18 protein-coding genes and 3 tRNA genes are annotated in these 25,671 nt (G+C 22.5%); 14 read left to right on the top strand and 7 right to left on the bottom strand.

Annotated features, from left to right (window positions below; translation table 11 throughout):
* Positions 1-96 precede the first annotated feature (96 nt).
* Both topA and cysB read left to right on the top strand, forming a co-directional pair.
* Positions 97-2,697: a type I DNA topoisomerase gene (gene topA, locus ABNS14_RS02370; RefSeq protein WP_348666110.1), complete on the top strand. Its 2,601-nt coding sequence runs from the start codon at positions 97-99 to the stop codon at positions 2,695-2,697.
* Between the two features lie 696 nt (positions 2,698-3,393).
* Entirely contained in the window at positions 3,394-4,368 is a 975-nt protein-coding gene (gene cysB, locus ABNS14_RS02365) for an HTH-type transcriptional regulator CysB (RefSeq protein ID WP_348666109.1), read from the top strand.
* Positions 4,369-5,313: 945 nt separating this feature from the next.
* Here cysB and ribA read toward each other — a convergent pair.
* A complete protein-coding gene (ribA, locus tag ABNS14_RS02360; RefSeq protein WP_348666663.1) occupies positions 5,314-5,910 on the bottom strand; it encodes a GTP cyclohydrolase II in 597 nt (198 codons plus the stop codon).
* Between the two features lie 653 nt (positions 5,911-6,563).
* Between ribA and ABNS14_RS02355 the strand changes: the two genes are divergently transcribed.
* Entirely contained in the window at positions 6,564-6,752 is a 189-nt protein-coding gene (locus ABNS14_RS02355; protein ID WP_348666108.1) for a lipopolysaccharide assembly protein LapA domain-containing protein, read from the top strand.
* Positions 6,753-7,727: 975 nt separating this feature from the next.
* Entirely contained in the window at positions 7,728-9,023 is a 1,296-nt protein-coding gene (serS, locus tag ABNS14_RS02350) for a serine--tRNA ligase (RefSeq protein WP_348666107.1), read from the top strand.
* Between the two features lie 212 nt (positions 9,024-9,235).
* On the opposite strand, the gene trmB is transcribed toward serS, so the two are convergent.
* The gene (gene trmB / locus ABNS14_RS02345) at positions 9,236-9,955 is read right to left on the bottom strand and encodes a tRNA (guanosine(46)-N7)-methyltransferase TrmB (RefSeq protein ID WP_348666106.1); all 720 of its coding nucleotides are present in this window, start codon (positions 9,953-9,955) and stop codon (positions 9,236-9,238) included.
* A 222-nt stretch (positions 9,956-10,177) separates the two neighbouring features.
* On the opposite strand from trmB, the gene mutY reads away from it, so the two are divergent.
* From mutY to ABNS14_RS02325, 4 genes are all read left to right on the top strand, one after another.
* The gene (gene mutY / locus ABNS14_RS02340; RefSeq protein WP_348666105.1) at positions 10,178-11,230 is read left to right on the top strand and encodes an A/G-specific adenine glycosylase; all 1,053 of its coding nucleotides are present in this window, start codon (positions 10,178-10,180) and stop codon (positions 11,228-11,230) included.
* A gap of 24 nt (positions 11,231-11,254) precedes the next feature.
* The gene (locus tag ABNS14_RS02335) at positions 11,255-11,494 is read left to right on the top strand and encodes an oxidative damage protection protein (RefSeq protein ID WP_348666104.1); all 240 of its coding nucleotides are present in this window, start codon (positions 11,255-11,257) and stop codon (positions 11,492-11,494) included.
* 128 nt (positions 11,495-11,622) lie between these two features.
* Positions 11,623-12,705 carry a membrane-bound lytic murein transglycosylase MltC gene (gene mltC / locus ABNS14_RS02330; RefSeq protein ID WP_431603653.1) on the top strand — a complete coding sequence of 361 codons (1,083 nt, stop codon included), beginning with the start codon at positions 11,623-11,625 and terminating at the stop codon, positions 12,703-12,705.
* 156 nt (positions 12,706-12,861) lie between these two features.
* Positions 12,862-12,934: transfer RNA gene (locus tag ABNS14_RS02325), tRNA-Phe, on the top strand.
* A gap of 814 nt (positions 12,935-13,748) precedes the next feature.
* On the opposite strand, the gene ABNS14_RS02320 is transcribed toward ABNS14_RS02325, so the two are convergent.
* The 5 genes from ABNS14_RS02320 to gshB form a co-directional block, all read right to left on the bottom strand.
* The gene (locus tag ABNS14_RS02320; RefSeq protein ID WP_348666102.1) at positions 13,749-14,336 is read right to left on the bottom strand and encodes a YggT family protein; all 588 of its coding nucleotides are present in this window, start codon (positions 14,334-14,336) and stop codon (positions 13,749-13,751) included.
* A gap of 648 nt (positions 14,337-14,984) precedes the next feature.
* Positions 14,985-15,668, bottom strand: coding sequence for a YggS family pyridoxal phosphate-dependent enzyme (locus tag ABNS14_RS02315; RefSeq protein WP_348666101.1), 684 nt, complete (start codon positions 15,666-15,668; stop codon positions 14,985-14,987).
* A 66-nt stretch (positions 15,669-15,734) separates the two neighbouring features.
* Entirely contained in the window at positions 15,735-16,181 is a 447-nt protein-coding gene (gene ruvX / locus ABNS14_RS02310) for a Holliday junction resolvase RuvX (RefSeq protein WP_348666099.1), read from the bottom strand.
* Positions 16,181-16,744: a YqgE/AlgH family protein gene (locus ABNS14_RS02305; protein ID WP_348666098.1), complete on the bottom strand. Its 564-nt coding sequence runs from the start codon at positions 16,742-16,744 to the stop codon at positions 16,181-16,183. Before ABNS14_RS02305 ends, ruvX begins: the two co-directional genes overlap by 1 nt.
* Positions 16,745-16,895: 151 nt before the next feature.
* Positions 16,896-17,858 carry a glutathione synthase gene (gene gshB / locus ABNS14_RS02300; RefSeq protein WP_348666097.1) on the bottom strand — a complete coding sequence of 321 codons (963 nt, stop codon included), beginning with the start codon at positions 17,856-17,858 and terminating at the stop codon, positions 16,896-16,898.
* Between the two features lie 1,147 nt (positions 17,859-19,005).
* Here gshB and lpcA point away from each other — a divergent pair.
* From lpcA to ABNS14_RS02270, 6 genes are all read left to right on the top strand, one after another.
* A complete protein-coding gene (gene lpcA, locus ABNS14_RS02295) occupies positions 19,006-19,593 on the top strand; it encodes a D-sedoheptulose 7-phosphate isomerase (protein ID WP_348666096.1) in 588 nt (195 codons plus the stop codon).
* Between the two features lie 446 nt (positions 19,594-20,039).
* A complete protein-coding gene (locus ABNS14_RS02290) occupies positions 20,040-20,555 on the top strand; it encodes a nicotinamide-nucleotide amidohydrolase family protein (protein WP_348666094.1) in 516 nt (171 codons plus the stop codon).
* Between the two features lie 1,196 nt (positions 20,556-21,751).
* Positions 21,752-24,379: an alanine--tRNA ligase gene (gene alaS, locus ABNS14_RS02285; protein ID WP_348666093.1), complete on the top strand. Its 2,628-nt coding sequence runs from the start codon at positions 21,752-21,754 to the stop codon at positions 24,377-24,379.
* 205 nt (positions 24,380-24,584) lie between these two features.
* A complete protein-coding gene (gene csrA / locus ABNS14_RS02280) occupies positions 24,585-24,770 on the top strand; it encodes a carbon storage regulator CsrA (RefSeq protein WP_348666092.1) in 186 nt (61 codons plus the stop codon).
* 537 nt (positions 24,771-25,307) lie between these two features.
* Positions 25,308-25,397 (top strand) — tRNA-Ser (locus tag ABNS14_RS02275).
* Positions 25,398-25,447: 50 nt separating this feature from the next.
* Positions 25,448-25,521 (top strand) — tRNA-Arg (locus ABNS14_RS02270).
* Positions 25,522-25,671 lie beyond the last annotated feature (150 nt).

Below are 25,671 nucleotides of genomic sequence, written 5' to 3'. Positions count from 1 at the left end.
TTATGCTTATTTTTAAAAAAATAATAAATATGATATAAAAATTTTGTTTGATTAAAAAATTCTATATGATTTAATTTTAGATAAGAGAAAAAATATATGGGCAAAGCTCTTGTTATTGTAGAATCTCCGACAAAAGCTAAAACGATCAATAAATATTTAGGTGATAACTATATCGTTAAAAGCAGTGTTGGGCATATTCGCGATTTATTGAAAAGCAGTTTGCTTGTTTCACAAAAAAAAAGAAATGTAACAAAAAAATGCCAGAAAGTTATTAAAAATAAACAAGAGCTACTTGTCACTAGTATGGGAGTTGATCCATATCATGGATGGAAAGCTAATTATCAAATTTTACCAGGAAAAGAAAAATTAGTTTCTGAATTAAAAATTTTAGCTATTAATTCAGAGCATATATATTTAGCAACAGATCTTGATCGTGAAGGAGAAGCAATTGCATGGCATTTACGAGAAGTGATTGGTGGTGATGTTCAGCGTTTTAGTCGTGTAGTATTTAATGAAATAACTCAAAAATCAATTACAACTGCTTTCGATAATCCATGTGAGTTAAATATTCATCGGGTTCAAGCTCAACAGGCTCGTCGTTTTTTGGATCGTGTTTTTGGTTATATGCTTTCTCCTTTATTATGGAAAAAAATTGGTCGTGGATTATCTGCTGGACGCGTTCAATCAGTAGCTGTAGGTTTTGTTGTAAAAAAAGAACGTGAAATTAAACAATTTGTTTCTAAAGAGTATTGGAAGCTTCATGCAAATATATATTTTAATAATACTGAATTACTTCCAATGAAAGTAGTTAACAAAAAAGGTAAAATATTTAAACCTGAAAAAAAAATAGAAATTGATAATGCTATTTTGTTATTAAAAAATACAGATTATCAAGTTTTAGAATGTAAAGAAAAAAACACTTTTAGTAAACCAAATCCTCCTTTTATTACATCCACTCTTCAACAAGTAGCAAGTACACGTCTGAATTTTAGTGTAAAAAAAACTATGATGATGGCGCAAATGTTATATGAAGCAGGTTATATAACTTATATGCGTACTGATTCTACTAATTTAAGTTTAGATGCAATAAATATGGTACGTGATTATATTCATGATAAATTTGGTAAAGAATATTTATCAGAAAAAATAAATGTTTATATGAATACAAAAAGTTCACAGGAAGCACATGAAGCTATTCGACCTTCAAATATTCATGTTAATGCTGAAGATTTAAAAGATTTAGAACCTGATAGTAAAAAATTATATCAACTTATTTGGAATCAATTTGTTGCTTGTCAAATGAAATCAGCAAAATTTTCTTTAAAAATATTAACTGTTACAGCTGGAGATTTTTTATTACAAGCAAAGAGTCGCTTTTTAAATTTTGACGGTTGGATGAAAGTGATGCCTCTTTTAGATAAAAATAATGTAGAAAAAATTTTGCAAAATATTTCAGTTACTGCAAAATTAAAATTAAAGGAATTATTTTTTAGTCAACATTTTACTAAGCCACCTGCACGTTTTACCGAAACTTCTTTGATTAAAGAATTAGAAAAACGTGGAATTGGTAGACCATCAACTTATCCCATTATTATTTCTAATATTCAAGATCGTGGTTATGTAAGAATTAAACAACGTCGTTTTTATGCTGAAAAAATAGGTGAAATAGTTACTGATCGATTAAATGAAAATTTTAAAGAATTAATGGATTGTGATTTTACAGCTAAAATGGAAAATCAGTTAGATTTGATAGCAACAGGTCGTATTGAATGGAAGAGTGTTTTAGATGCTTTTTTTTCTTCTTTTGTTCAGCAGCTGGAAATTGCGAATCAGAGTCCAGAAGAAGGTGGTATGCGATTAAATCCGATGGTATTAACATCAATTTTATGTCCACATTGCAATAGGAAAATGGGAATAAAAAACGCTGCAACTGGTGTTTTTTTAGGATGTTCTGGTTATCAATTTTCATTATCAGGATATTGTAGATATACTATTAATTTGATTCCTGAAGATGAATTATCTACATTTTTGACAACTTCAGTAGAAGATGTTGAGACAGATGCTTTACGAGCACGCCATAGATGTATTAAATGCAGTACGGCAATGGATAGTTATTTTATTGATAATAAATCTAAATTATATATATGTGGTAATAATCCGACATGTAATGGTTATAAGATTACAAAAGGTGATTTTTCTATTAAAGGTTATAATGATACAATAATTTCATGTGATAAATGTAATTCTGAAATGTATTTAAAAATAGGTAAGTTTGGGAAATATATGAGATGTGTGAATGGAAATTGTAAAAATATACGTAAGGTATTAATTAATGGTGAAATTTCTCCACCGAAAGAATTACCAATTCCATTACCAGAATTAATTTGTAAAAAAACCAATACCTATTTTGTGTTAAAAGATGGTTCTGCTGGAATATTTTTAGCTGCTAGTAATTTTCCTAAATCAAAAGAAACTCGTACACCATTAGTGGAAGAATTAATTAGATTTAAAAAACGTTTACCATCTAAATTTATTTATCTAACAAAAGCACCAATTCTTGATCCTGAAGGGAATAAAACAATTATTAAATTTAATCGAAAAACTAAGGAGCAATATATTACTTCAGAAAAAAATGGAAAAAGTACTGGTTGGAGTGCAATTTATATTAATAATCAATGGGTAGCAAATAGTGAATAAATATTGTTTATTTTTATGCAATTGGAGTAATGTTCTTATATTGTGATTTTTATATTGTGATATAATTTATATATGCATTGTATATTTATATTAAAACCTTTTTTATGAATAAAAAATATTCGTTTTTTATAATTAAGTTATTTAAAAATATTCACTATAAGTTATTTAAAAATATTTACTATAAGGAATATTTTGAATAAAAATTTGAAATTACATGATCTTAAAGTTACATTAGTATTATAAAAATTAATATATCAATTAGGTGGTTTTGAGTATTTTATATAATAGAGTATTTTATATAATAGAGTATTTTATATAATAGAGTATTTTATATAATATTATTTTTATATATTATTATGTGTTATATTGTATTAAATAATAATTACTTTTCAATATGGTTTTTAAAATATCAAATCAATAGTTAGTAAATAAACATTGTATTTTGATTGTGATGTTTATTAGATTGTGATATTTATTAGATTAATAAGTTTTATAAAACTTTTATATTTATAACTAATTTGTTATAACTGCATCTTTACTAAAAATAAAATATTACAGTAATTTTTTATATTATAATATTTCCAATTATATATATTCTTGCTTATAATAAAGAAGCTTAATATTTCCATTATTATATTTCTATTATTTATATAATAGTTCATTTTTTGTTTAATTTTATTAAGGATGCTGAATAATATGAAATTACAGCAATTACGTTATATTGTAGAGATCGAAAATCATCATTTAAATGTTTCATCAACAGCTGAAAATTTATATACATCACAACCAGGTATAAGTAAGCAGGTTCGTATGTTAGAAGCTGAATTAGGAGTGCAAATTTTTGGTCGTAGCGGTAAACATTTAACTCATATTACTCCAGCAGGTAAAGCAATAATCAAAATTTCAAGAGAAGTAATGACAAAAATCAATACTATTCGAGCAGTTGTTGCTGAACATACTTATCCTGACCGTGGTATTTTAGCGATTGCTACAACACATACTCAAGCAAGATATGCCCTTCCTTCTGTTATTGAGCAATTTATTAAACAATATCCAAAAGTTTCATTACACATGAGTCAAGGTTCGCCAACACAAATTGCAGAAGATGTAATTAAAGGAAACAGTGATTTTGCTATTTCAACAGAAGCATTACATCTCTATAAAGATTTAGTGATGTTACCTTGTTATCATTGGAATCGATCTATTATTGTAAAAGCTGATCATCCTTTAGCAAATAAAAACAATGTGACGATTAATGAATTGGTTAAGTACCCTATTGTAACTTATACTCACGGTTTTACTGGACGTTCTGAATTAGATGAAGAGTTTAAAAAATTAGGTTTGCAAGCCAAAATTATTTTTACAGCTACTGATGCAGATGTTATTAAAACTTATGTTAGATTAGGATTAGGTATAGGTATTATTGCTAATATCGCAGTAGATCCTCAACAAGATCAAGATTTAGTTGTGATCGATATGCGAGATAAGTTTAGTTATAGTACTACAAAGATTGGATTTCATCGTAATAGTTTTTTACGTACTTATATGTATGATTTTATTTTACTTTTTGCACCACATTTAACTTCTGATATTATTGATAAGGCAATTTCTTTGCGTTCAAATGAAGATATTGAAGAAATGTTTAAGGATATAAAATTACCAACAATATAATTTTTTTGTTTTTTTGAATTTTTTGCATTAATTAGTAATTTATTGTGAATATTTATTTTAATATACACTAAATATTCTTTCATATAGTAAAATATTTGAATAAAATATCTCAAAAACTAAGATTTCATTTTTTTTAATTAATGATTACAAGATAATAGAAATATTTTTTTTATTGATAAAAATACATTTTTCAATGAAAAAAAATAAAAAATGGATATATTCTATCAATCAATTCAGTATTTTTTAAAAAATTTATCAAAATTAATATTTTTTTAGTATTGAATATTGTTATGTCTTAATACTTTTGAAGTATTAAGCTTATTGATTAATCAATAAGCTATTTTTTGATATATTTTAAATTTTTTATGAGATATTTATTTGTTGATATTAGTATTGATCAATTAATTTTTATAAATGAAATGATTTTTTATAAAAATGTGATTATAACAACAAATATAGAAAATTTTAATATTTTTTAAGATAAAGTATTTGTTTTATAAATTTATTTAAAAAATATTTTTATAATTTAGTGAAGCATATTGATATCAATATAGATACATATTTTTATTTTTTTTTAAAGAAAAAAACTATTTATTATATTTTTTGTAATAAAATTAATCATTGTATTGTAATAAATTATCTATCTTGTAATTTTTTATTTTTTTTGATAAAATTTATTTCTTTATAAAAATTTTATTATAAAAAATATTTTTTGAAATTAGATTTTTTATTGAATTTAGAGTTAATTTATATAGATAAAATAATACAATATTATTTGTTTTTAATTATTAATTTGATTTAAATGATATAAAAATCTTGTATTAAAAATTTTAATTTATATAAATTAAAAAATTAATTTATTTGAATATTTGTGTTATTAATAACCATTATGTAACAAAAAGTATTTTTTAAAAAATTAAAACTATTTTAAAATATAATTATTTTTTAAGAATTATCAGGTAATATATGACCTAGTTTTTGAGCTTTGACATTTAAATAATTATTATTTTTTGGATTACGTCCAACAATTAGAGGAACGCGTTCTACTATATTTATTCCAGCTTCTTTTATGATTGCTAGTTTTTTAGGGTTATTAGTCAATAATTTAATTTCATTTATAGCAAGTAATTTATACATTTCTGCACATACAGTAAAATCACGTTCATCAGGTTTGAATCCCAGTTTTAGATTCGCTTCAACAGTATCTAATCCTTGATCTTGAAGAAAATAGGCGCGGATTTTATTTAATAGTCCTATATTGCGACCTTCTTGACGATGATATAGTAATACTCCACTACCTTCTTTTGCAATTTGCTTCATTGCTGCTTTTAATTGAAAACCACAATCACAACGTAAACTAAATAACGCATCTCCGGTTAGGCACTCTGAATGTATGCGAGATAAAACAGGTTTCTTGCTTGAAATGTTTCCATAAATAAGTGCTATATGATTATTTCCATTTGTTATTTCCTCAAAACCAACAAGTAAAAAATCTCCGAATAGTGTTGGTAATTTTGCTTCAGCTATACGTTTGATATGCATTGTATTATAGATCATAAATTAAAACCTCTTTTTTATAAATTTAAAATTATTTTTTAACATGTTAAATATATATATATGTTTATATCTTCTGATATATTTTACTAGATTAGTAGATGTTTTTAGAAGAAAAAAATATATTTTATTAAAAATTACTACAAAAAATATTGAATAGATTTTTTTTAAAGATATTTTTGTTTAATTAGATAAATTGTTTAATTAGATAAAGATTAAGTTATTTTTTAAATACTCTATTTTAGAGTATATAAGGTTTGATTTTGTATAGAATTTATTTTTTAATGTTATTTTAGAATTAATTTTAGAATTAATGTAATATTATCATTAAGTTTTGTTTTTATATACTTGATAAAGTTAGGATGAAAAACAATATAAAAGATATGTTTTTATATTGTGTAATTTTTTATGTAATTTTTTGAATAATTACTTTTGTTATTGAGATAAAAATATTTTAAAAATAAAAATTTACTTTTTTTTATATTTTTTTTATTATGTTTTAAAATTTTTTTAAAAATAACTTTAAATCTTTAGTGTAATATAACAATAATAGGAAAAATGTGAAGTATTTTATAATTTTTTTGCTTTTTATAGCAATATCTATTATTTCTGTAATAGTTTTATTAAATGAAAATCAGATCGTGACATTTAATTATTTAATCGATAAAGGTAATTATTCAGTATTGACATTATTAGCAACTATTTTTTGTATTGGATTTATTTTAGGTTTTTTTCTTACTGGAGTTTTTTATGTTAAGACTTTAATTACGTTATCATATGCAATACGTAAAATTAGAAGATTAGAAAATAAATTAGTTAAAGTAATTTAGAATTATAAATTAATATAGAAATATTTTATAGATAATCTTAAAAATTTTTTATATTTTTTATAATTATTTATATTTTTTATTTAAATATTTATATTAAAAATATAATACATATCAATGTTTGTAATTTATATGCAGTATTTTACTGATCGCATTATAATAATACGAATTATTTTTAATCTGTAAAAATCTATACTTATAATATATCAATTATATAATTTTTATTATAAATGATGTGATGCGCTGAAAAATTTTTTAAGCAATGATTGAAAATGCAATATTTTTGAATAGAATATTTGACAAAACTTATTAAAATTTTTACATGATTTTTTAAATTGTATATAAAAATATTTTTCTTTAATTTTGAGAAAAAGTTATATAGATTTATTTTTATTGAAATAATTTTAAGAATGATATTTTTAATAAGATTTCTAAAATTTTTTTTCAAAATGTATTTTTATTTTTTAAAAAAAATAATTTTCTATTATGAAGTAGTTTTTAAAATCAAAAAAAATTTGATACTAGTTAAAATTGTAGTTAAATTATCATTTTTTTATTTTTATAATTTTTCTTGCAAATATTTATGTAATTTTTTGATTTTTTTTTGTAACTTTCTTTATGTGATTGTATTACTCATAATAATTGTGAAAAATATGTTCAATAATATTATAACTTTGTGTTGAATTGTAAAACATCATAAATATTTTTTAACATATATCTAATAAATAAATTTTTAGTATCATGAGAATGATATAAAATAGCATGTGATTCTTTATTTTTCTTTTCTTCTTTATAATGTATTTTAATGGAAATTAAAATATAAATTAAATATATAAAAATTATTTTTTATAAATCATTACTCGATAAAGAATTATTTATGGATTTTTTTGTTAGGAATGAAAATTTGTTCAGCATTATTTATTTTTTATGTTTTGGTATATTATTATTAAATCATCATTAGTAGTATATAGGATAAATATGTTAGATCCCCATTTGCTTCGTGCAGAGTTAGATATGATCGCTAAAAAATTAGCTCGTAGAGGATTTATTTTTGATGTCAATAAATTACGTCAATTAGAAAAAAAACGCAAAAAAATGCAAATTGAAAAAGAAAATTTGCAAGCAGAAAGAAATTATCGTTCTAGAAAAATTGCTGAAGAAAAAATAAGATATAAAACTATTACAAGTAAAACTAAAGAAATTCATGTTTTAAATAAAAAACTGGATTTTCTTAAAAATAAGTTAACTCAATTACAGCATGATATTCTTGATATTACCTTAAGTTTACCTAATTTACCAGATGATAGTGTACCAGAAGGTAAAAATGAAAAAAATAATGTTGAAATAAGTCGGTGGGGGGAGTTTAAAAAATATGCCTTTTCTGTTAAAGATCATGTTACATTAGGTGAATTAATAGATGGTTTAGATTTTTCTTTAGGAGTTAAAATTGCAGGTTCTCGTTTTGTGGTTATGAAAGGTAAAATAGCACGTTTGCATCGAGCCTTATCCCAATTTATGTTAGATTTACATATCGAGCAGCATGGTTATATAGAAACTTATGTTCCTTATCTGGTAAATGAGAATACACTGTACGGTACTGGTCAATTACCGAAATTTGGTAGAGATCTTTTCCATATTAAATTCTTAACAGAACAATTATCAAATCAGGAATATACTTTGATACCCACTGCTGAAGTACCTTTAACTAATTTAGTGCGAGATGAAATTTTAACAGCAGATATTTTGCCTATTCGCTTGACAGCACATACACCTTGTTTTCGATTAGAGGCTGGTTCTTATGGACGTGATACTCGCGGTTTAATTCGCATGCATCAATTTGATAAAGTGGAATTAGTACAAATAGTAGAGCCAGAAAAATCAATGGAAGCACTAGAAGAGTTAACAGGACATGCAGAAAAAGTATTACAGCTTTTAAAATTACCTTATCGTAAAATGATTTTATGTAGTGGAGATATGGGATTTTCTTCTTGTAAAACTTATGATTTAGAAGTATGGTTACCATCACAAAATACTTATAGGGAAATTTCTTCTTGTTCTAATACATGGGATTTTCAAGCACGTCGTATGAAGGCACGTTTTCGTCGTCATAAAGATAATAAAAAAACACAGTTCGTTCATACATTAAATGGTTCTGCTTTAGCTGTTGGTCGTACATTAGTTGCTGTGATGGAAAATTATCAAACAAATGATGGTCGTATTGAAATACCAAAAGTTTTACGTCCATATATTAACGGATTGGAGTATATTGATTAATATTATTTATTATTTTTAATAATTCTTTTTAAGAAAAGAACTAGTTTTTACTTTTTAAAAAGATAAGTTTTTATTAAAATTCAAATTCTGAATTTTTTTTTGAAAAATAATAAATAACAAATAATTGTTTGTTACCATTTTAGTTTCTGTCTTGAAAGAGATTTTTTTTATAATTAAAAATATGTGCTTAAATAATATTTATATATTTTTTATTATTTTATTTTTTTGAACATAATATCAAAGATAGTATTTCCTAGTTTTTTTCCACGTTTTTCAAATTTAGTAAAAGGTCGTGAATGTGGTCTTTCGATATAATTATCTGTTGTTGATAAATTTTTGTAACCATGAATTTCAGTGATAATCTTTAATATATGTTCTGCATACGATTGACAATCTGTCGTTATATGTAATATACCTCCTATTTCTAATTTATCTAATATAAGTTTAGCAGTATTTTTTTGTATAATTCTACGTTTTTGATGTTTTTTTTTAGGCCATGGATCAGGAAAAAAAAGTTGTATCATATTTAATGTATTATTTGTTAACATTTTTTCTAATATTTCTACTGCATCATAATACATAATACGTAAATTAGTAATTTGCATTTCTGTAGCTGCTATCAGACAAGCTCCGATACCTGGTTTGTACACTTCTATTCCTAAAAAGTTTTTGTTTGGATTTTTTTTTGCCATTGTCACTAATTCAATTCCCATGCCAAATCCGATATCCATAATTACTGGAGCGCGATTTCCAAATATTTTAGAAAATACTAAGGGTTGTGAAAAAAAATTTAATCCAATTTGAGGCCATAAAATTTCTAATGCATGTCTTTGATTATTAGTTAATCTGCTTTGACGACGCACAAAACTACGTATTCTATGTTTTATTTTTTTTTTTGTATTGATGTTTTCAGTAAAAATATTCTTTGTCATGCTTCTTAAAATGATGTTAAGTAATAATAAATAATATATTAGTAATTTCTTCTACTTTATTAAGATATAAAATTAGTATAAAAAGTATTTTTGTTAATAGTATTTATTTTTTGTAAAGATAATATTATATTGTAGAAAAAAATGTAAATATCAATATTTAAAATAACATAAATATATGAATATTATTTTCATTAAAAATTAAGGTTAATAATATACTTTTATATGAATGAATTACAATTTTCTAATGCTATATTTAAATGGTACCATCGGTTTGGTCGTAAAACACTGCCTTGGCAACAAAAAAAATCAATTTATCATATTTGGTTATCTGAAGTGATGCTTCAACAAACACAAGTTAGTACAGTAATTCCGTATTTTAAAAAATTTATTCATTATATTCCTGATATTTTTTCTTTAGCAAATGCATCTCAGGATGAAATATTATCATTGTGGAGTGGTCTTGGTTATTATACTAGAGCACTTAATTTACATAAAGCAGCAAAAGAAATTCTTATAAAATATGATGGAAATTTCCCATATAAATTTGAAGAAGTAATATCACTTCCTGGGATTGGGCGGTCTACAGCTGGTGCAATTTTATCATTATCACAAAATCAAAATTTTCCAATCTTAGATTGTAATGTAAAACGTGTTTTAACTCGGTATTATGGTATAAAAGGTTGGCCAGGTAAAAAAAATATTGAAAATCAATTATGGAATATAATTAGTATATTAACCCCCAAACATGATAATCAATATTTTAATCAAGGGATGATGGATTTAGGTGCTATTATTTGTACTCGAAATGAACCTAAATGTCTTATTTGTCCTGTTCAAGAAGGTTGTTATGCTTTTAAGAATAATTGTTGGAAAAATTTTCCATCTAAAAAATCAAAAAATAATATTTTTGAAAAAAATATTTGGTTTTTAATTTTGCAGTATAAAAAGTTCTTTTGGCTAGAAAAAAGAATTTATCCTGGAATTTGGACAGGTTTATTTGTCTTTCCAGAATTTCAATCATTTAATATACTAAATATTTGGCTTAATAAATCAGGTATTCAATATGAGAAAATAGAGGAATTAATGTCTTTTCGTCATAATCTCACACATTTGCATTTAAATATTACACCAATATTAATAACTATTAATCAATTCCCATCTTCTTTGAATGTAATTAAAAAAAAAATGAAAGGATTGTGGTATAATTTACAACAAAACTGTAAAATTGGATTATCAGCTCCTGTTAAAAGGTTGTTACAACAATTAAGTGATTAATTTTTTATTTTTATGGAAAATTTTATGAGTAGAATGATTTTTTGTACTTTTTTAAAGTGTGAAGCTGAAGGTTTAGATTTTCAATGTTATCCAGGTGAAATAGGTAAGCGTATTTTTAATGAAATATCTAAAGAAGCATGGAAACAATGGATGAATAAACAAACTATATTTATTAATGAAAAAAAACTTAATTCAATGAATATTGAAGATAGAAAGTTTTTAGAAAGAGAGATGATTAAATTTTTTTTTGAAGATAATATTTAAATGCTAAAAATGCTAAAGATAAATTTTTGATTTGATCTGTTATTATCGATGTAAATATCATAATTTTGATCAAATTTTATATAATAAATAATAAAATAAACATAAAGTTGATAAAAATTATAAATAATATAAAAAAATTGATACTTCTTTTTTTTGTAATTCAAGGTTTACCTGCTTGTACTTCAAAAAAAGAAATTCTTTTGACAAATTCGGAAACTATCAGAAATACTAATGGATTAGATATTTTAGTGCAGCAACTTGTATATAATATTGAAAGTATTTGGGGAATAGATGAGCTTTTGATTGTTGGACCACAAGATTATGTTGAATATATTGATCATTATCAAACTCGTGCTCATATTAATTTTGATATTGGAAATTTTACAATTGAAACTATTATTAATACTGAACCTCATAAATTTTTAAAAAAAGCATTTTTTTCGAGTTTACTTGTTAATAATAAACTAAAGTTTGTTAATAGTCATTTTAAACTCGAAGGATGTGCTAAAAATTATTATTTATCTTCACAAGATTTTGACGATAAATATAAAAATATTAAATCAGTTTGTAATATCAAAAAAAACCTTGACTATTCACTATTGCAATATAAATTAAAAAAGCGTCGATCGAGATTTAATATTATTTGGTCAATTACTATTAAATTAATACCCAATAATTTTGATCAACGAGCTCAAAAGTATTTGCCGTATATTCGACAAGCAGCAGAAAAATATGGTATTGATATGTCTCTTATTTTGTCTATTATGCAAATAGAATCTAGTTTTGATCCTTATGCTATCAGTCATGCTGACGCCTTAGGTTTAATGCAAATAATGCAAAATAGTGCAGGTCGAGATGTTTTTCGTGTACAAGGAAAAACTGGTATACCAAATAGAAATGATTTATTAGATCCTGCTTATAATATTGATGTAGGAACTGCTTATTTATCATTATTACAAAATACATATTTATCAAAAATTAGTAATATTACATCACGTCGTTATGCACTTATTACTGCTTACAATGGGGGAATTGGTAGTTTATTAAAGGTATTTCATAATAATAAAAAACAAGCACTAAAAATTATTAATCAAATGCGACCAAGGGATGTTTATCATATATTAGTAACAAAACATCCGCTTATTCAAGCGCGTCATTATTTAATAAAAGTAAATAATATTCAAAGAAATTATTTTAAAGAAATCAATTAAAATTTTAATTGACTAGATTATCCAAAAAAGAAGTTGTATTATATTTCTTTGAAGATTTTTTATGTATTGTTTTATTTTTAAGGATTGTTTTATAACTTTTTTTATTGAATAAATTTAATTGACGAAGATACTATAATCAGGTTTAATATATCAATTGCCCGGATAGCTCAGTTGGTAGAGCAGAGGACTGAAAATCCTTGTGTCGGTGGTTCAATACCTCCTCCGGGCATATGAATTTATAATTTTTATATTGCATAATATATATTGTATTATTCATAATAATGTATATCTGATTTAATAATAAATATAAATATAACAGTTTTTTTAAAGAAGATGGTCCAATATTATTATGCAATCAATTTTTTCATTTTTTGAATTATATGCAAAAAATAGATAAATAATTATAAAATTATCAAAATATAAATAAAAAAATGAGGTGTAAATTACTGTTTTTGCTACGAAAAATTTAATATGTTTTTTTTAAAATATAAAAATTATTTTTTATAAAAAAATAATTTTTTCCTAATTTTGCTAAAAAACATATTTATTTTATTTTTTGTATAATTTTTAAAATAGTAAATAAGTTTTTTAATAAATTACACATATAGCGATCACATAATGTTATGAATTAATTTTATGGATATAAATATATTTTCTTTTATAAAAAAATCTTAAATTCATTAAATTATTTTAATTTTAATCTTTTTTATAAAAAAATATTTTTGGTTATATATAAAAATATTTTGTTATCTATCAATCAGAAAACTTCATTTCTTTATTAAGAAAGGAGTACTCCTATTATTTTAATTTTTTATTAAAAAATATACTATATTAATAATAAATATTATAAAAATAATTTCTTGTGATTTTTTATTACAAAATATTATTTTTTAAATTTTTACAAAGAAAAATTTGGTACATTTCAGAGGTTCATATATTAATATATTCTTTAAATTACTACCAAGAAGAAAATTATCTTAAATAAAGTTCAAAATATTTTTTTGTTTTTATGTGCTAATTTTTGATATAAAAATTGATTTTTATTACATTAAATAACCCATAGAATAGAGTGTATTGGTAAGTTTTTCATCAAGAAATAGTAAAATATCTAAACGTAAATAATTTAAGGCTATTAAAATTAATATGATTATCATTGATGAGAAATCTAATCCAAAAAAAGGAGGAATCATACGACGAATAGGTATAATTAAAGGTTCTGTCAATTCAATAAGCATATAATCAATAGGATGATTTCCTTGATTAATCCAAGTAAGAAGAGATCGAATTAATATTAACCAAAAAATTAATTTTCCGATATAATTAAATAATTGTATGATGCTAATAGGTAATAAGGTAATACTTATTAAACTCAGAGAGTTAGTTGCCCACATAATAAAAAGAATATTACTTAATGTAATAATATAAGCTACTAATAAACTTGCTGTATCAATAGAACGAATAGAGGGAATAAAATGATTTACTCGACCTATAATTGGTTGAGTACTTTTAATCACAAATTGTACAAATGGATTATAAAAATCAGATTTTACCCATTGCATCCAGATTCTTAGAATTAATATAATGATATATAGTTGAATAATGGTTGGTATAATAAAACTTAAAAATTGCATTTTTGATTACCTTGTGATCAAAAAAATGTTTTTTAATTTCTAGAAAACAGTAAAAGCAAATATTTTATTCTGTTTTAGTAATTAATAAAGATTTATTATGTGAAATTACCTGAAATTTTTGATATATTTTTTTTAAAAATATGTTATGTTTGATTATCATTATGATTTTTGATCATTTTTTAAAAATTTTGAGATTTATTAATATAAATCAATATTGTATAAATCGATATTTTTTTGTAAATCTATATATTTAACATTAATTATTTTTTAGATACAATAACAATCGTATGAATATGAAATAGTTTTTTAAAAATATTTAAAATTAATAATGTTGATCATTATATTTTTATATTATAAAAATCAAAAGACATAAATATCTTATTTTTTTAATATAATTACTTGTAATTAATTTTTAATAAGTTTAATAGTTAATAGAAATATTTTTGTAATTTTTACATATATCATATTATTTTAAAATATTATAATATTTTTTAGAAATATTTTATAAAATAAATCTTTTAGTAAAAATTAAAATTTATGCATAAAAATATTATTTTGTATTTATATTAAATTATTTTTAAATTAAACTTATGAAAATAAATCCAAATGTTTATTTTTGATGTTTTTATTTTATAGCACACATAAAATTTATCGATCACCAAAAATAGCCTGACCAATTCTTAATAATGTTGAACCAAAAGCGATAGCAATATCAAAATCATTTGTCATACCTATTGAAAGTGTATCAATATTTGGATATCTTTTTTTTAGTTCCTGAAACATTTTTTCTATAGTATAAAAAAGTGATACTTGTTTCATGCTTTCTGTATTAGAAAAAAAAATTGCCATTAAACCACGTAATTTTAATTTTGGTAGTAAAAAAATTTTATTTGCTAATGTATATACATTATTTGCCATAACACCTGATTTACTGATTTCATTGGTAATGTTGATTTGTATAAGTACATTTAATGGTTTTTTATCAAAAGGGCGTTGCTTGTTTAAACGTTCAGCGATTGTAAATTTATCAATAGTATGACACCAATCAAAATATTTTGCTACTAATTTAGTTTTATTAGTCTGCACAGTTCCTATAAAATGCCATTCTAAATTATATTGATTTTTAAAATAAAAAATTTTTTTTATTCCTTCTTGTGCATAATTTTCACCGAATTTATATTGACCTGCATAAATAGCATTTTGAATATCATAACATGATTTTTTTTTAGTAACAGCTAGTAACTGAATATCTTCTGGAAGACGATGATATTTTTTAGCAGTTTCTATGATTTGGTGTTTTATATTAATTATATTTTTTTGAATTATATTCATATTCATGTTTTGTTATAAGAATAAATCAATCAAATTTTATTTTGATGATATTTATATAATAAGATGTTATTTTGTTGTTAATTTATTTTTAATTAAAGAGTTTTCTAACCAATTTTCTAAAATAATAACAGCAGAAATAGCATCAATTTTAGTTTTTTTTAATGCTTTGTAACCACCATTCTTAAAAAGATAAGTACGAGCTTCTTTTGTTGTTAAGCGTTCATCATATAGTATAACTTGAATATTAAAACGTAGATGTAAAAATTTAGCAAATTTGCGTGCTTGCTTACTTATTGGTTGTTCTGTGCCATCCATATTAAGAGGAAGTCCAACAACAGCAAGTTTAGGTTCCCATTCTTGTAATATTTTTTTTATATCTAACCAGTTTGGCTGCCCCCATTTTGTTTTTAATGTAGTCAGAGGATGAGCGATTGCTATTATTTCCTGTCCAACAGCAATACCCATACTAATTGTACCAAAATCAAAAGCGATAATTGTTCGACTATTTTTCATTATGAATGACCTACTTGATTTGAAATATTAGAAATATCAATACCAATTAAAGCAGCTGCTTTTTTCCAACGTTCTGAAATTGGAGTATGAAAAATTATATGGCTATTTGCTTTTGCTGTTAACCAATTGTTTTCCATCATTTCTTTTTCAAGTTGTCCTTTTTTCCAGCTTGAATATCCTAAAGCAATAAGTGTTTGTTTTGGTTGGTTTGTAGTACCTAATGTTTGAAGAATATCTTTTGATGTTGTGATCATGATTTCATCAGAAAGCTGTAAAGTAGAATTAAATCTATGATGGGGGGAATGTAAAATAAAACCATGAACTTCTGCAATTGGACCACCAGAAAAAATTGGTTGTTTAAAGTTACTTATTTGATTGTTTTCTTTTGTTTTAATGTTTAAATTTTTTAAAATTTTATTAATTGAAATACATTTTATTTGTCTGTTTATAACAAGACCTATAGTACCTTTTTCATTATGTTCACAAATATAAATCACCGATTTTTGAAAATACGGATCTAATAATTTTGGCATTGCAATGAGAAAGTGATTTTGTAAATTCATATTATTAAACTTATTTGACTTAATTAGATCAATGATATATGCCTGAATTAAGGGTAAAATAATTAATAAAATATAACTAAGAATATATAAATTTTATCACAGGATTTAATTTTATACGATATTTATATTTTGCAATATTATAAAATATAATCTATGTATTTTTTATAGTTAATCTTTTTTCTATTGCATCAAATAAAATACTAGTAATAGATATATTCGGTAATGCTAGTTGAATCTCTCTTATACATGTTGGACTAGTAACATTAATTTCAGTTAAACGATCACCAATAATATCTAATCCGACAAATATTAATTTTTTTTCTTTTAAAATATATGAAACACTTTTTGCAATTTTCCAATCATTTTTTGTTAATTTTCTTACTTCACCATATCCTCCAATTGCTAAATTTCCTCTTATTTCTCCTTGAGGTGGAATTCTAGCTAAACAATAAGGAATTGGTTCGCCATCTATCATTAATACGCGTTTATCACCTTTTTTAATTTCAGGTAAAAATTTTTGAGCCATACAAAAATGTTCTTCATTTTTGATTAATGTTTCTATGATGACATTAATATTAGGATCATTTTTTTGTATGCGAAAAACAGAATCTCCTCCCATTTTATCTAGTGGTTTCAAGATAATATCTTGATATTTTTTATAAAATGCATATAGTTGTTTTTTGCTTCTTGTGACTAATGTTTTAGGGGTTAATTTAGAAAACCATAATGCAAAAATTTTTTCATTACAATCTCGAAGACTTTGTGGTTTATTAATAATTAAAGTACCTTTTTCTTCTGCTCTTTCAAGAATATAAGTAGCATAAATATATTCAGTATTAAATGGAGGGTCTTGTCGCATTAAAATAATATTTAATTTTTTAAGTGCAATATTTTTTGTTTTTCCAAATTGATACCATTTTTTAGGATTTTCTTGAATTTTTTTGATTTTTTTTGTATATGCATATGCTTCACCATTTAATAAATATAAATCGTTTATTTCCATGTAGTAAATTTCATATTTACGACGTTGTGCTTCTAATAACATCGCAAAACTACTATCTTTTTTTATGTTTATATTTGCAATTGCATTCATAATTATACCTAATTTAATCATTTTATATCCTTAATGCATAGAAAGAATAAAAGTAATAATTATAATTCATTTATTAATAATGACTATTGTGGATATTTTGTGCTTCAATTGCAATTTCGGTTTATTGAATGAAAATGTATAGTAGATAAAAATATAATTTTATTAATAAAGGTTATATCTGTAAATTAATTTTAATTATTTATACATATTTATGTTATTTTTTATACCACTCTTTAAGGTATATTAAAAAATAAAGATAGATAAAAAAATATTTATAAATAATTATGTAAGTATTTTTATTATTATTAAATCAAAGATTTGATATTAGTATATATTTTATTTTATTGCTTTTATATTAAATTTTATGTTTTAAAGAATAAAAAAAATTTAAATATTTAAATAATACAAAGATAATATACTTTTTTTTTAAAACATATCTATAAAAAAATATATATTATATTGTATTAGTAATTTTTTATTTTATAAATATTTATAAAATAAAATTTGTTTTTTTATTTTTTTTGATATTTTAAAATGATTGTTTTTATTTATTGCTGTATTATTTAAAATAATTTTTTTTGATATTCTTATGTTTTAAATTATTTTGACAAAAAATTTTTATTGAAAAATATAAATTACAAAAGAAATACTAAAAAATAAAATATTTTTTAATATTGTGTTTCAAATTTTGTTTATATTTTTTTGATTTTAGTTTTTTGTTTTTTAAGATTATTTATAAAATGATCAATTATTTAAAAGATTGTAATTAAAATAAACCACTTAGTTAATGGTATTTATTCATATAAGTAATAATTAGAAAGATTTTATTTATATTATGTATATCATACTTACATTAGTTATTTGTAAAATTTATATATTAAAATATATTATTTAATATAAAAAATAATTACTATTAAAAAATAGTTTTTTGATAAAAATTGAAAAATATTGTTTTAAATATGTAATATTACAAAATATGCTATATTATTTTTAAGATTTTTTTTGATGATCGTGTTTTATACTTTATCAAAAAATATTTTGGTATGTCATATATTTTTGGATATTTATAATGTTTTTAACCTTTTAAAAATTATAAAATATTATTATATATCTAGAATTTTATTTTTTGATTTTAAAAGTACTAAACATATTTTGTAGGAATTAAAAAATGTATCAAAATCTTATTTCTCTTGAATTAGAAGAAGCTAGTATTACATTAAAAAATTTTTTAAATACTAAAAAAAATATTAAATTGATTGAAGAAGCAGCAATTATGTTATCTTTATCTTTTAAATCAGGAGGAAAAGTATTATCTTGTGGAAATGGTGGCTCTCATTGTGATGCAATGCATTTTGCAGAAGAATTAACTGGACGATATCGTGAAAATCGTCCAGGTTATCCTGCTATTGCAATTGCAGATGCTAGTTATTTATCTTGTGTTGCTAATGATTTTGGTTATCATTATGTTTTTTCTCGTTATGTAGAGACAGTTGGTAAGGAAGGCGATATATTATTTACAATTTCAACATCTGGTAATTCTAGAAATATTATTTATGCTATAGAAGCTGCGCGTGCTAAAAAGATGAAAATTATTTCATTGACAGGTAATAATGGTGGAAAAATTGCAAAAATAACTGATCTTGAAATTCGGATACCTCATTTTGGGTATGCTGATCGAATTCAAGAAATGCATATTAAAGTGATACATATTTTAATTCAAATCATAGAAAAAGAAATGAAAAAAAAATATATATAATATTATTTATTTAATATGAATAGATAATAATTATATTTAATTAATTCTAATTTTTATGTTTTGTAGAAATTTGTTACAGATTTATAAGTATCATCTATAATAAATTGAGCATTAAAATATGATATGACATTTTAAGATTTTTAGAAATTTTTTAATTATCTCATAAAAAATAGATTTTTTAAAAAAAATTTAAATTAAGAAATATATTTTAAAAAGTATTTTGTTTAAGATTTTATATATTGCTTATTTTAATAATTAATGATAAAAAAATATTAAAAGATGATAAACTTTTATTTAAAGAAGTGTATGGGATAAAACAAACATTGTGATTTTTTTTTATTTTTTAAATATATTTTTGTTTTTTATAATTTTTATGCTTTAATCTAGAAATCATAAAAATTTGATAATAATCAACAGAAAATATTTTTAAAAAGGAAATATTTTTCATGAATACCGAACAATTATTTTATAAATTAAGTAAAGATTTGGGTGATAATCTTAAAAAAACACGTAAAATAATAACTTTAGTAGAATCATGTACAGGAGGATGGATAAGCAAAGTTATTACTGATGTTGCAGGAAGTTCTTCTTATTTTCAAAAAGCTTTTATTACTTATAGTGATAAAGCTAAGCATGATATATTAGGTATTGATCAAACAATTTTAAGTAAATATGGTGCTGTCAGTGAACAAGTTGTAATAGATATGGCAAAAAAAGCATTGATATTAGCAAATGCCGATTTTGCACTTGCAGTTAGTGGTATTGCTGGTCCAAATGGTGCCACTGATTTACAACCGATTGGTACAGTTTGGTTTGCTTTTTCTAGTAAAAATTTCTTGAATAATCAAGTAATGACATATTGTTGTTATTTTGAAGGAAATCGTTTACAAATACGGCGTCAAGCCGTGATTTTTTCACTTGAAACTTTAATAAAAGAAATAAAAAAACAATTCGATATCTGATGTGTGTCCAATTTACTTTTTTTATAATATAATAAATATCATACCGTTTTATTATTTTTTACAGATTTTTTATTGAAATACTTATAAAACATATTTTAAAAAACATTATTTTTTTTAAAAAAATATTTAAATATTTTTGTATTATTTAATTATTTTATAAAAAACAATAAATTATATAATTGATATTAGCAATTATTAAAACATGTATAAATATTATAATTAATAATTAATAATTATAGCTGTGATTTATATGATGTAAAAAAATTTTGAGAAAAATGATTAAAAATTTAATTTTTTTTAAAAAATTATACAATTTTTGTTTTATTAATGAATCTTCATTAGTTTTTATGAAAAATTTTATGGTATATATATACATTAATTAATTATAATTTAAAATTTATACCTTTTATAAGTAATATATATAACATTTGATTTTTTATAATTAGAAATATTATAAAATTTGAAATTTTTTCTTTTTTTTATAAAAATAAAAATTTTTATTTTGTGAAATATTTGTATAATTTATTTTATTACAATATTTTAATAATTATATAATAATTAGTCATATTTTTATATGAAAATGAGGTAAGTTTCATGATTTTTAATATATTTTTTATGATTTACAAATATATTATTCGGTTTTATACCGATTAAAATAATTGAGAAAATATAAAAATTATTTTTTATTATTATATATAATAAATTGTTATTATTGAATTAATATATTTAATAATTTTTTTAAAAAATTATGTTAGAATCATATTCTTCAAAATCATTTTAATTCATCTTATACATTATATATAAATAAAAATTATCATATTTGTGTAATCAAATTACATAAAGTATCTAGTGGATATTATTTTTAGCTTTTAAAGATAGAAATTTTTGATTTCTGTATAAAAAATAAAATAATATCCATATGATAAAATGCTATATATACAATATAATTTTTTTTATTATAAAGTTCTATAAAGATATCAATAAAATTAATTTTGTAATGTATCTAAAGATTAACATATGATTATTGATATTAATTATTTATTAATTTTTAAAATATCAATTTGCTTTTTGAAAAATATAAAAATTTTCAGGTTTTTGGATATACTGTTAAAATTCTTTTATTGATATACAATAAAATTGCTTTATATTCTTAAAATAGTGTATTTATTTGTTTTTGGCTTGATTTTAGGATAATTATGAGTAGTAAAAGTACAAATGAGATCCGTCAAGCGTTTCTCGATTTTTTTTGTAACAAGGGGCATAAAATTGTACCTAGCAGTTCGTTAGTTCCAAATAATGATCCCACGTTATTTTTTACTAATGCAGGAATGAATCAATTTAAAAATGTCTTTCTAGGATTAGAAAAAATTAACTACTCTAAAGTAGCTACAGCACAACGTTGTGTTCGAGCTGGAGGTAAACATAATGATTTGGAAAATGTTGGTTATACTAATCGTCATCACACATTTTTTGAAATGTTAGGAAATTTCAGCTTTGGTGATTATTTTAAAAAAGATGCAATAAAATATGCTTGGGAGTTGCTTACCAGTAAGAAATGGTTTGATTTGCCAGAAGAAAGATTTTGGATTACTGTTCATAATTCCGATGATGAATCTTACAATATTTGGCATAAAGAAATTGGTATTTCATCAAAACGTATTATTCGGATAGGTGATATTCAAGGCATACCTTATTCTTCTTCTAATTTTTGGCAAATGGGAGATATTGGACCTTGTGGTCCTTGCACTGAAATATTTTATGATTATGGTGAACATATTTTTGGTAGTCCTCCTAATTCAAAGCAGAATATCGGCGATCGTTATATTGAAATTTGGAATATTGTTTTTATGGAATATAATCGTCATGCTGATGGAAATCTTACAATGTTGCCAAATCATGCTGTTGATACAGGAATGGGGCTTGAACGTATTGTTTCTGTATTACAATCTGTTAATTCAAATTATCAAATTGATTTATTTCGTCAATTAATTTCCTATATTGCTGAAATAATAGATTTTTCAGATTTGTATAATAAATCATTGTTAATAATTGCAGATCATATTCGATCAAGTGTTTTTTTAATTAGCGATGGTGTATTTCCTTCTAATGAAGGAAGTGGTTATGTATTACGTCGTATTATTCGCAGAGCAGTTCTTCATGGATATAAATTAGGAGTTAAAAAGAGTTTTTTTTATAAATTAGTTAAACCTTTAATTAAAATTATGAGTGCAATATCCCATGAATTAAAAAACAAAAAAAATACTATCGAAATAATTTTAAAAAATGAAGAAGAACAGTTCCATAAAACTTTAATACGTGGGTTACAGTTGTTAGATAATGAATTATCTAAATTAAATAATAATATTTTATCCGGAAAAATAGCATTTCGTCTTTATGATACTTATGGTATTCCATTTGATTTAATTGATGATGTTTGTTGTGAACGTAATATTAAATTTGATAAATTAGGTTTTAATATTTTTTTAGAAAAACAAAGGTTTCAAGCAAGAGAGTGTAATAATTTTCTTGCTGATGATAATATAATTAAAGTAGATTTTGATAGTCACTTTTTAGGTTATGAAAATAATAAAACAAATGCCATAGTAAAAGCTATTTTTTGTAATGGTGAGTTTGTCAATGTATTAAATAAAGATCAAGAAGGAATTATTTTTCTTGATAAAACAGTTTTTTATCCTGAATCAGGTGGACAAATTGGTGATATAGGAATATTGGAAAATAAGGATTGTAAATTTCTTGTAACTGATACACAAAAATATGCTAAAGCAATTGGACATATTGGTAAGTTAAATTCTGGTTTAATAAGTGTTAATCAGCTAATCAATGCACAAATCAATGTTACACATCGTTGTGCAATTCAAATGAATCATTCAGCAACTCATTTATTAAATGCAGCTTTGCGTATTGTATTAGGAGATCATGTTATTCAAAAAGGATCTTTAGTCAATAATAAATATTTGCGGTTTGATTTTTCACATTTTAAAGCATTAAACTTATCAGAAATAAATAAAATTGAAGATCTTGTAAATTATCAAATCCGTAAAAATCATCTTATTATGAAAACATTAATGAACATAAATGACGCAAAAAAAAACGGTGTTATCATGTTTTTAAATAAGCAATATGATAAAGAGGTGCGTGTATTGAGTATAGGGGATTTTTCTAGTGAGTTATGTGTTGGCACACATGTGGTTCGTGCTGGCGATATTGGATTATTTCGCATTAAGAGTGAATGTGGTATGGCTGCTGGTGTGCGTAGAATAGAAGCAATAACAGGTCAAGTTGCAATAGATTATGTTCATCGAGAAAATAATCTGTTAATTGATATTTGTGAAGTTTTAAAATGTGATAAAAAGAATATAATTATAAAATTTAAAGTTATTTTAGATACAATAAAAAAATTAAAAATGTCTTTAAATGTATTTGAAAAACAAGCACTAATTAAAGAAAAAGAATATTTGAAAAAAAAAGTGAAAATTATTAAAGGCATTAATTTGTTAATTAGTCAAGTAAATATTATTGATGTTAAAAAAATACGTATTTTAGTTAATGAATTTAAAAATCAATTAAAATCAGCAATTATTGTTTTTGCAACTACGAATAACAACAAAATTACTTTAATTGTTGGTGTTACAAAAGATTTGAGTATCAAAATAAAAGCCAATGATTTAATTCTGTTTATCTCAAAACAAATAAAAGGTAAAGGAGGTGGTAATTATGAAATAGCTGAATCTTGTGGATCTAATATAACAGCGCTTCCTACTGTATTAGCAGCAGTTGAAAAATGGATTAATTTACGCTTATAAGTTAAGTACTGTTGTTTATATAGATTAAAAATTATGTAATTTTAACTTTTTTAAATAAACTGATTAAAAATATAATTTTTAATATAAAATAAATATATTTAATTAAACACTTTAGGTGAAATATCATTGCTTTATGTTTTTATGGTGTAATGAATAATAGTAAGGAAACCTAAACCCGACTCTTTAAAATTTCAAGGAGCAAAGAATGCTTATTCTGACTCGTCGAGTTGGTGAAACGCTCATGATAGGCGATGAGGTAACAGTTACAGTGTTAGGTGTAAAAGGTAATCAAGTACGTATAGGGGTTAATGCACCAAAAGAAGTTTCTGTTCATCGTGAAGAAATTTATCAAAGAATTCAAGCGGAAAAATCTCAACAAAATAATCAGTAATTTTTTCTAAAATATTTGTAGATATTTGTAGATCAAGGTTTCTGATCTTTATAAGATTATCTTTTAATCTTTATGAAATAAAATTTATTTATGTATTCTTTATAGTTATAATTTATAATTATTATATATTTAATGTAAAATATTGCAAAAAATTAAAAATTGTTTTAAGTTATTTTTCTTAAAAAAGAAATTAATTAAAATATAATATTAATTATTGTACATAATTAATAATTTAGTATAAATTTATTTAATTATTAATATAATGGATTAATTATCTTATATTTAAGATTAAAATAATTAATTAAATATTTTAGTTATATTATATAATATATTTTTTTATTATTTTTAAATTTGATGTTTATTATTGATATTAAAAAATAATTTTGTTTTATTTTATATTTAATTTAGTTATTTTGATTGTAAATATACTTTCAAGTATTAAAACAATTTTAAAATTATTTGACTTTTTATTTTTTAAAAGTAATATCTATTTTAAAGTGTAAAAATATTATAAATATTGACATTTTATTTTAAATGGGTGAGGTGGCCGAGTGGTTGAAGGCGCTCCCCTGCTAAGGGAGTATGTAGTTAATTATTACATCGAGGGTTCGAATCCCTCCCTCACCGGTTTTCTTTTATTCAATTATTCAATATTAGATTTTAATAAAATACAATATGCATCCATAGCTCAGTTGGATAGAGTACTCGGCTACGAACCGAGCGGTCGGAGGTTCGAATCCTTCTGGATGCGCTTAAAATGTAATAAAGCCCTGTTAATAAAAAATAATTAATACAGGGTTTTGTTTTAAATATGTGCTAAATTTTAAATAAATATTTCTCTAGACAGATTATAAATGATAAATAAATTTTAATAAATTTTTTATTATCTCATTTTTTTGTA

The sequence above is a fragment of the Arsenophonus symbiont of Ornithomya chloropus genome, from assembly GCF_964026495.1.
Classification (GTDB): Bacteria; Pseudomonadota; Gammaproteobacteria; order Enterobacterales; family Enterobacteriaceae; genus Arsenophonus.
Note: the sequence above shows the minus strand (reverse complement) of the source record. Positions and strands in the feature narration are given on the sequence as shown.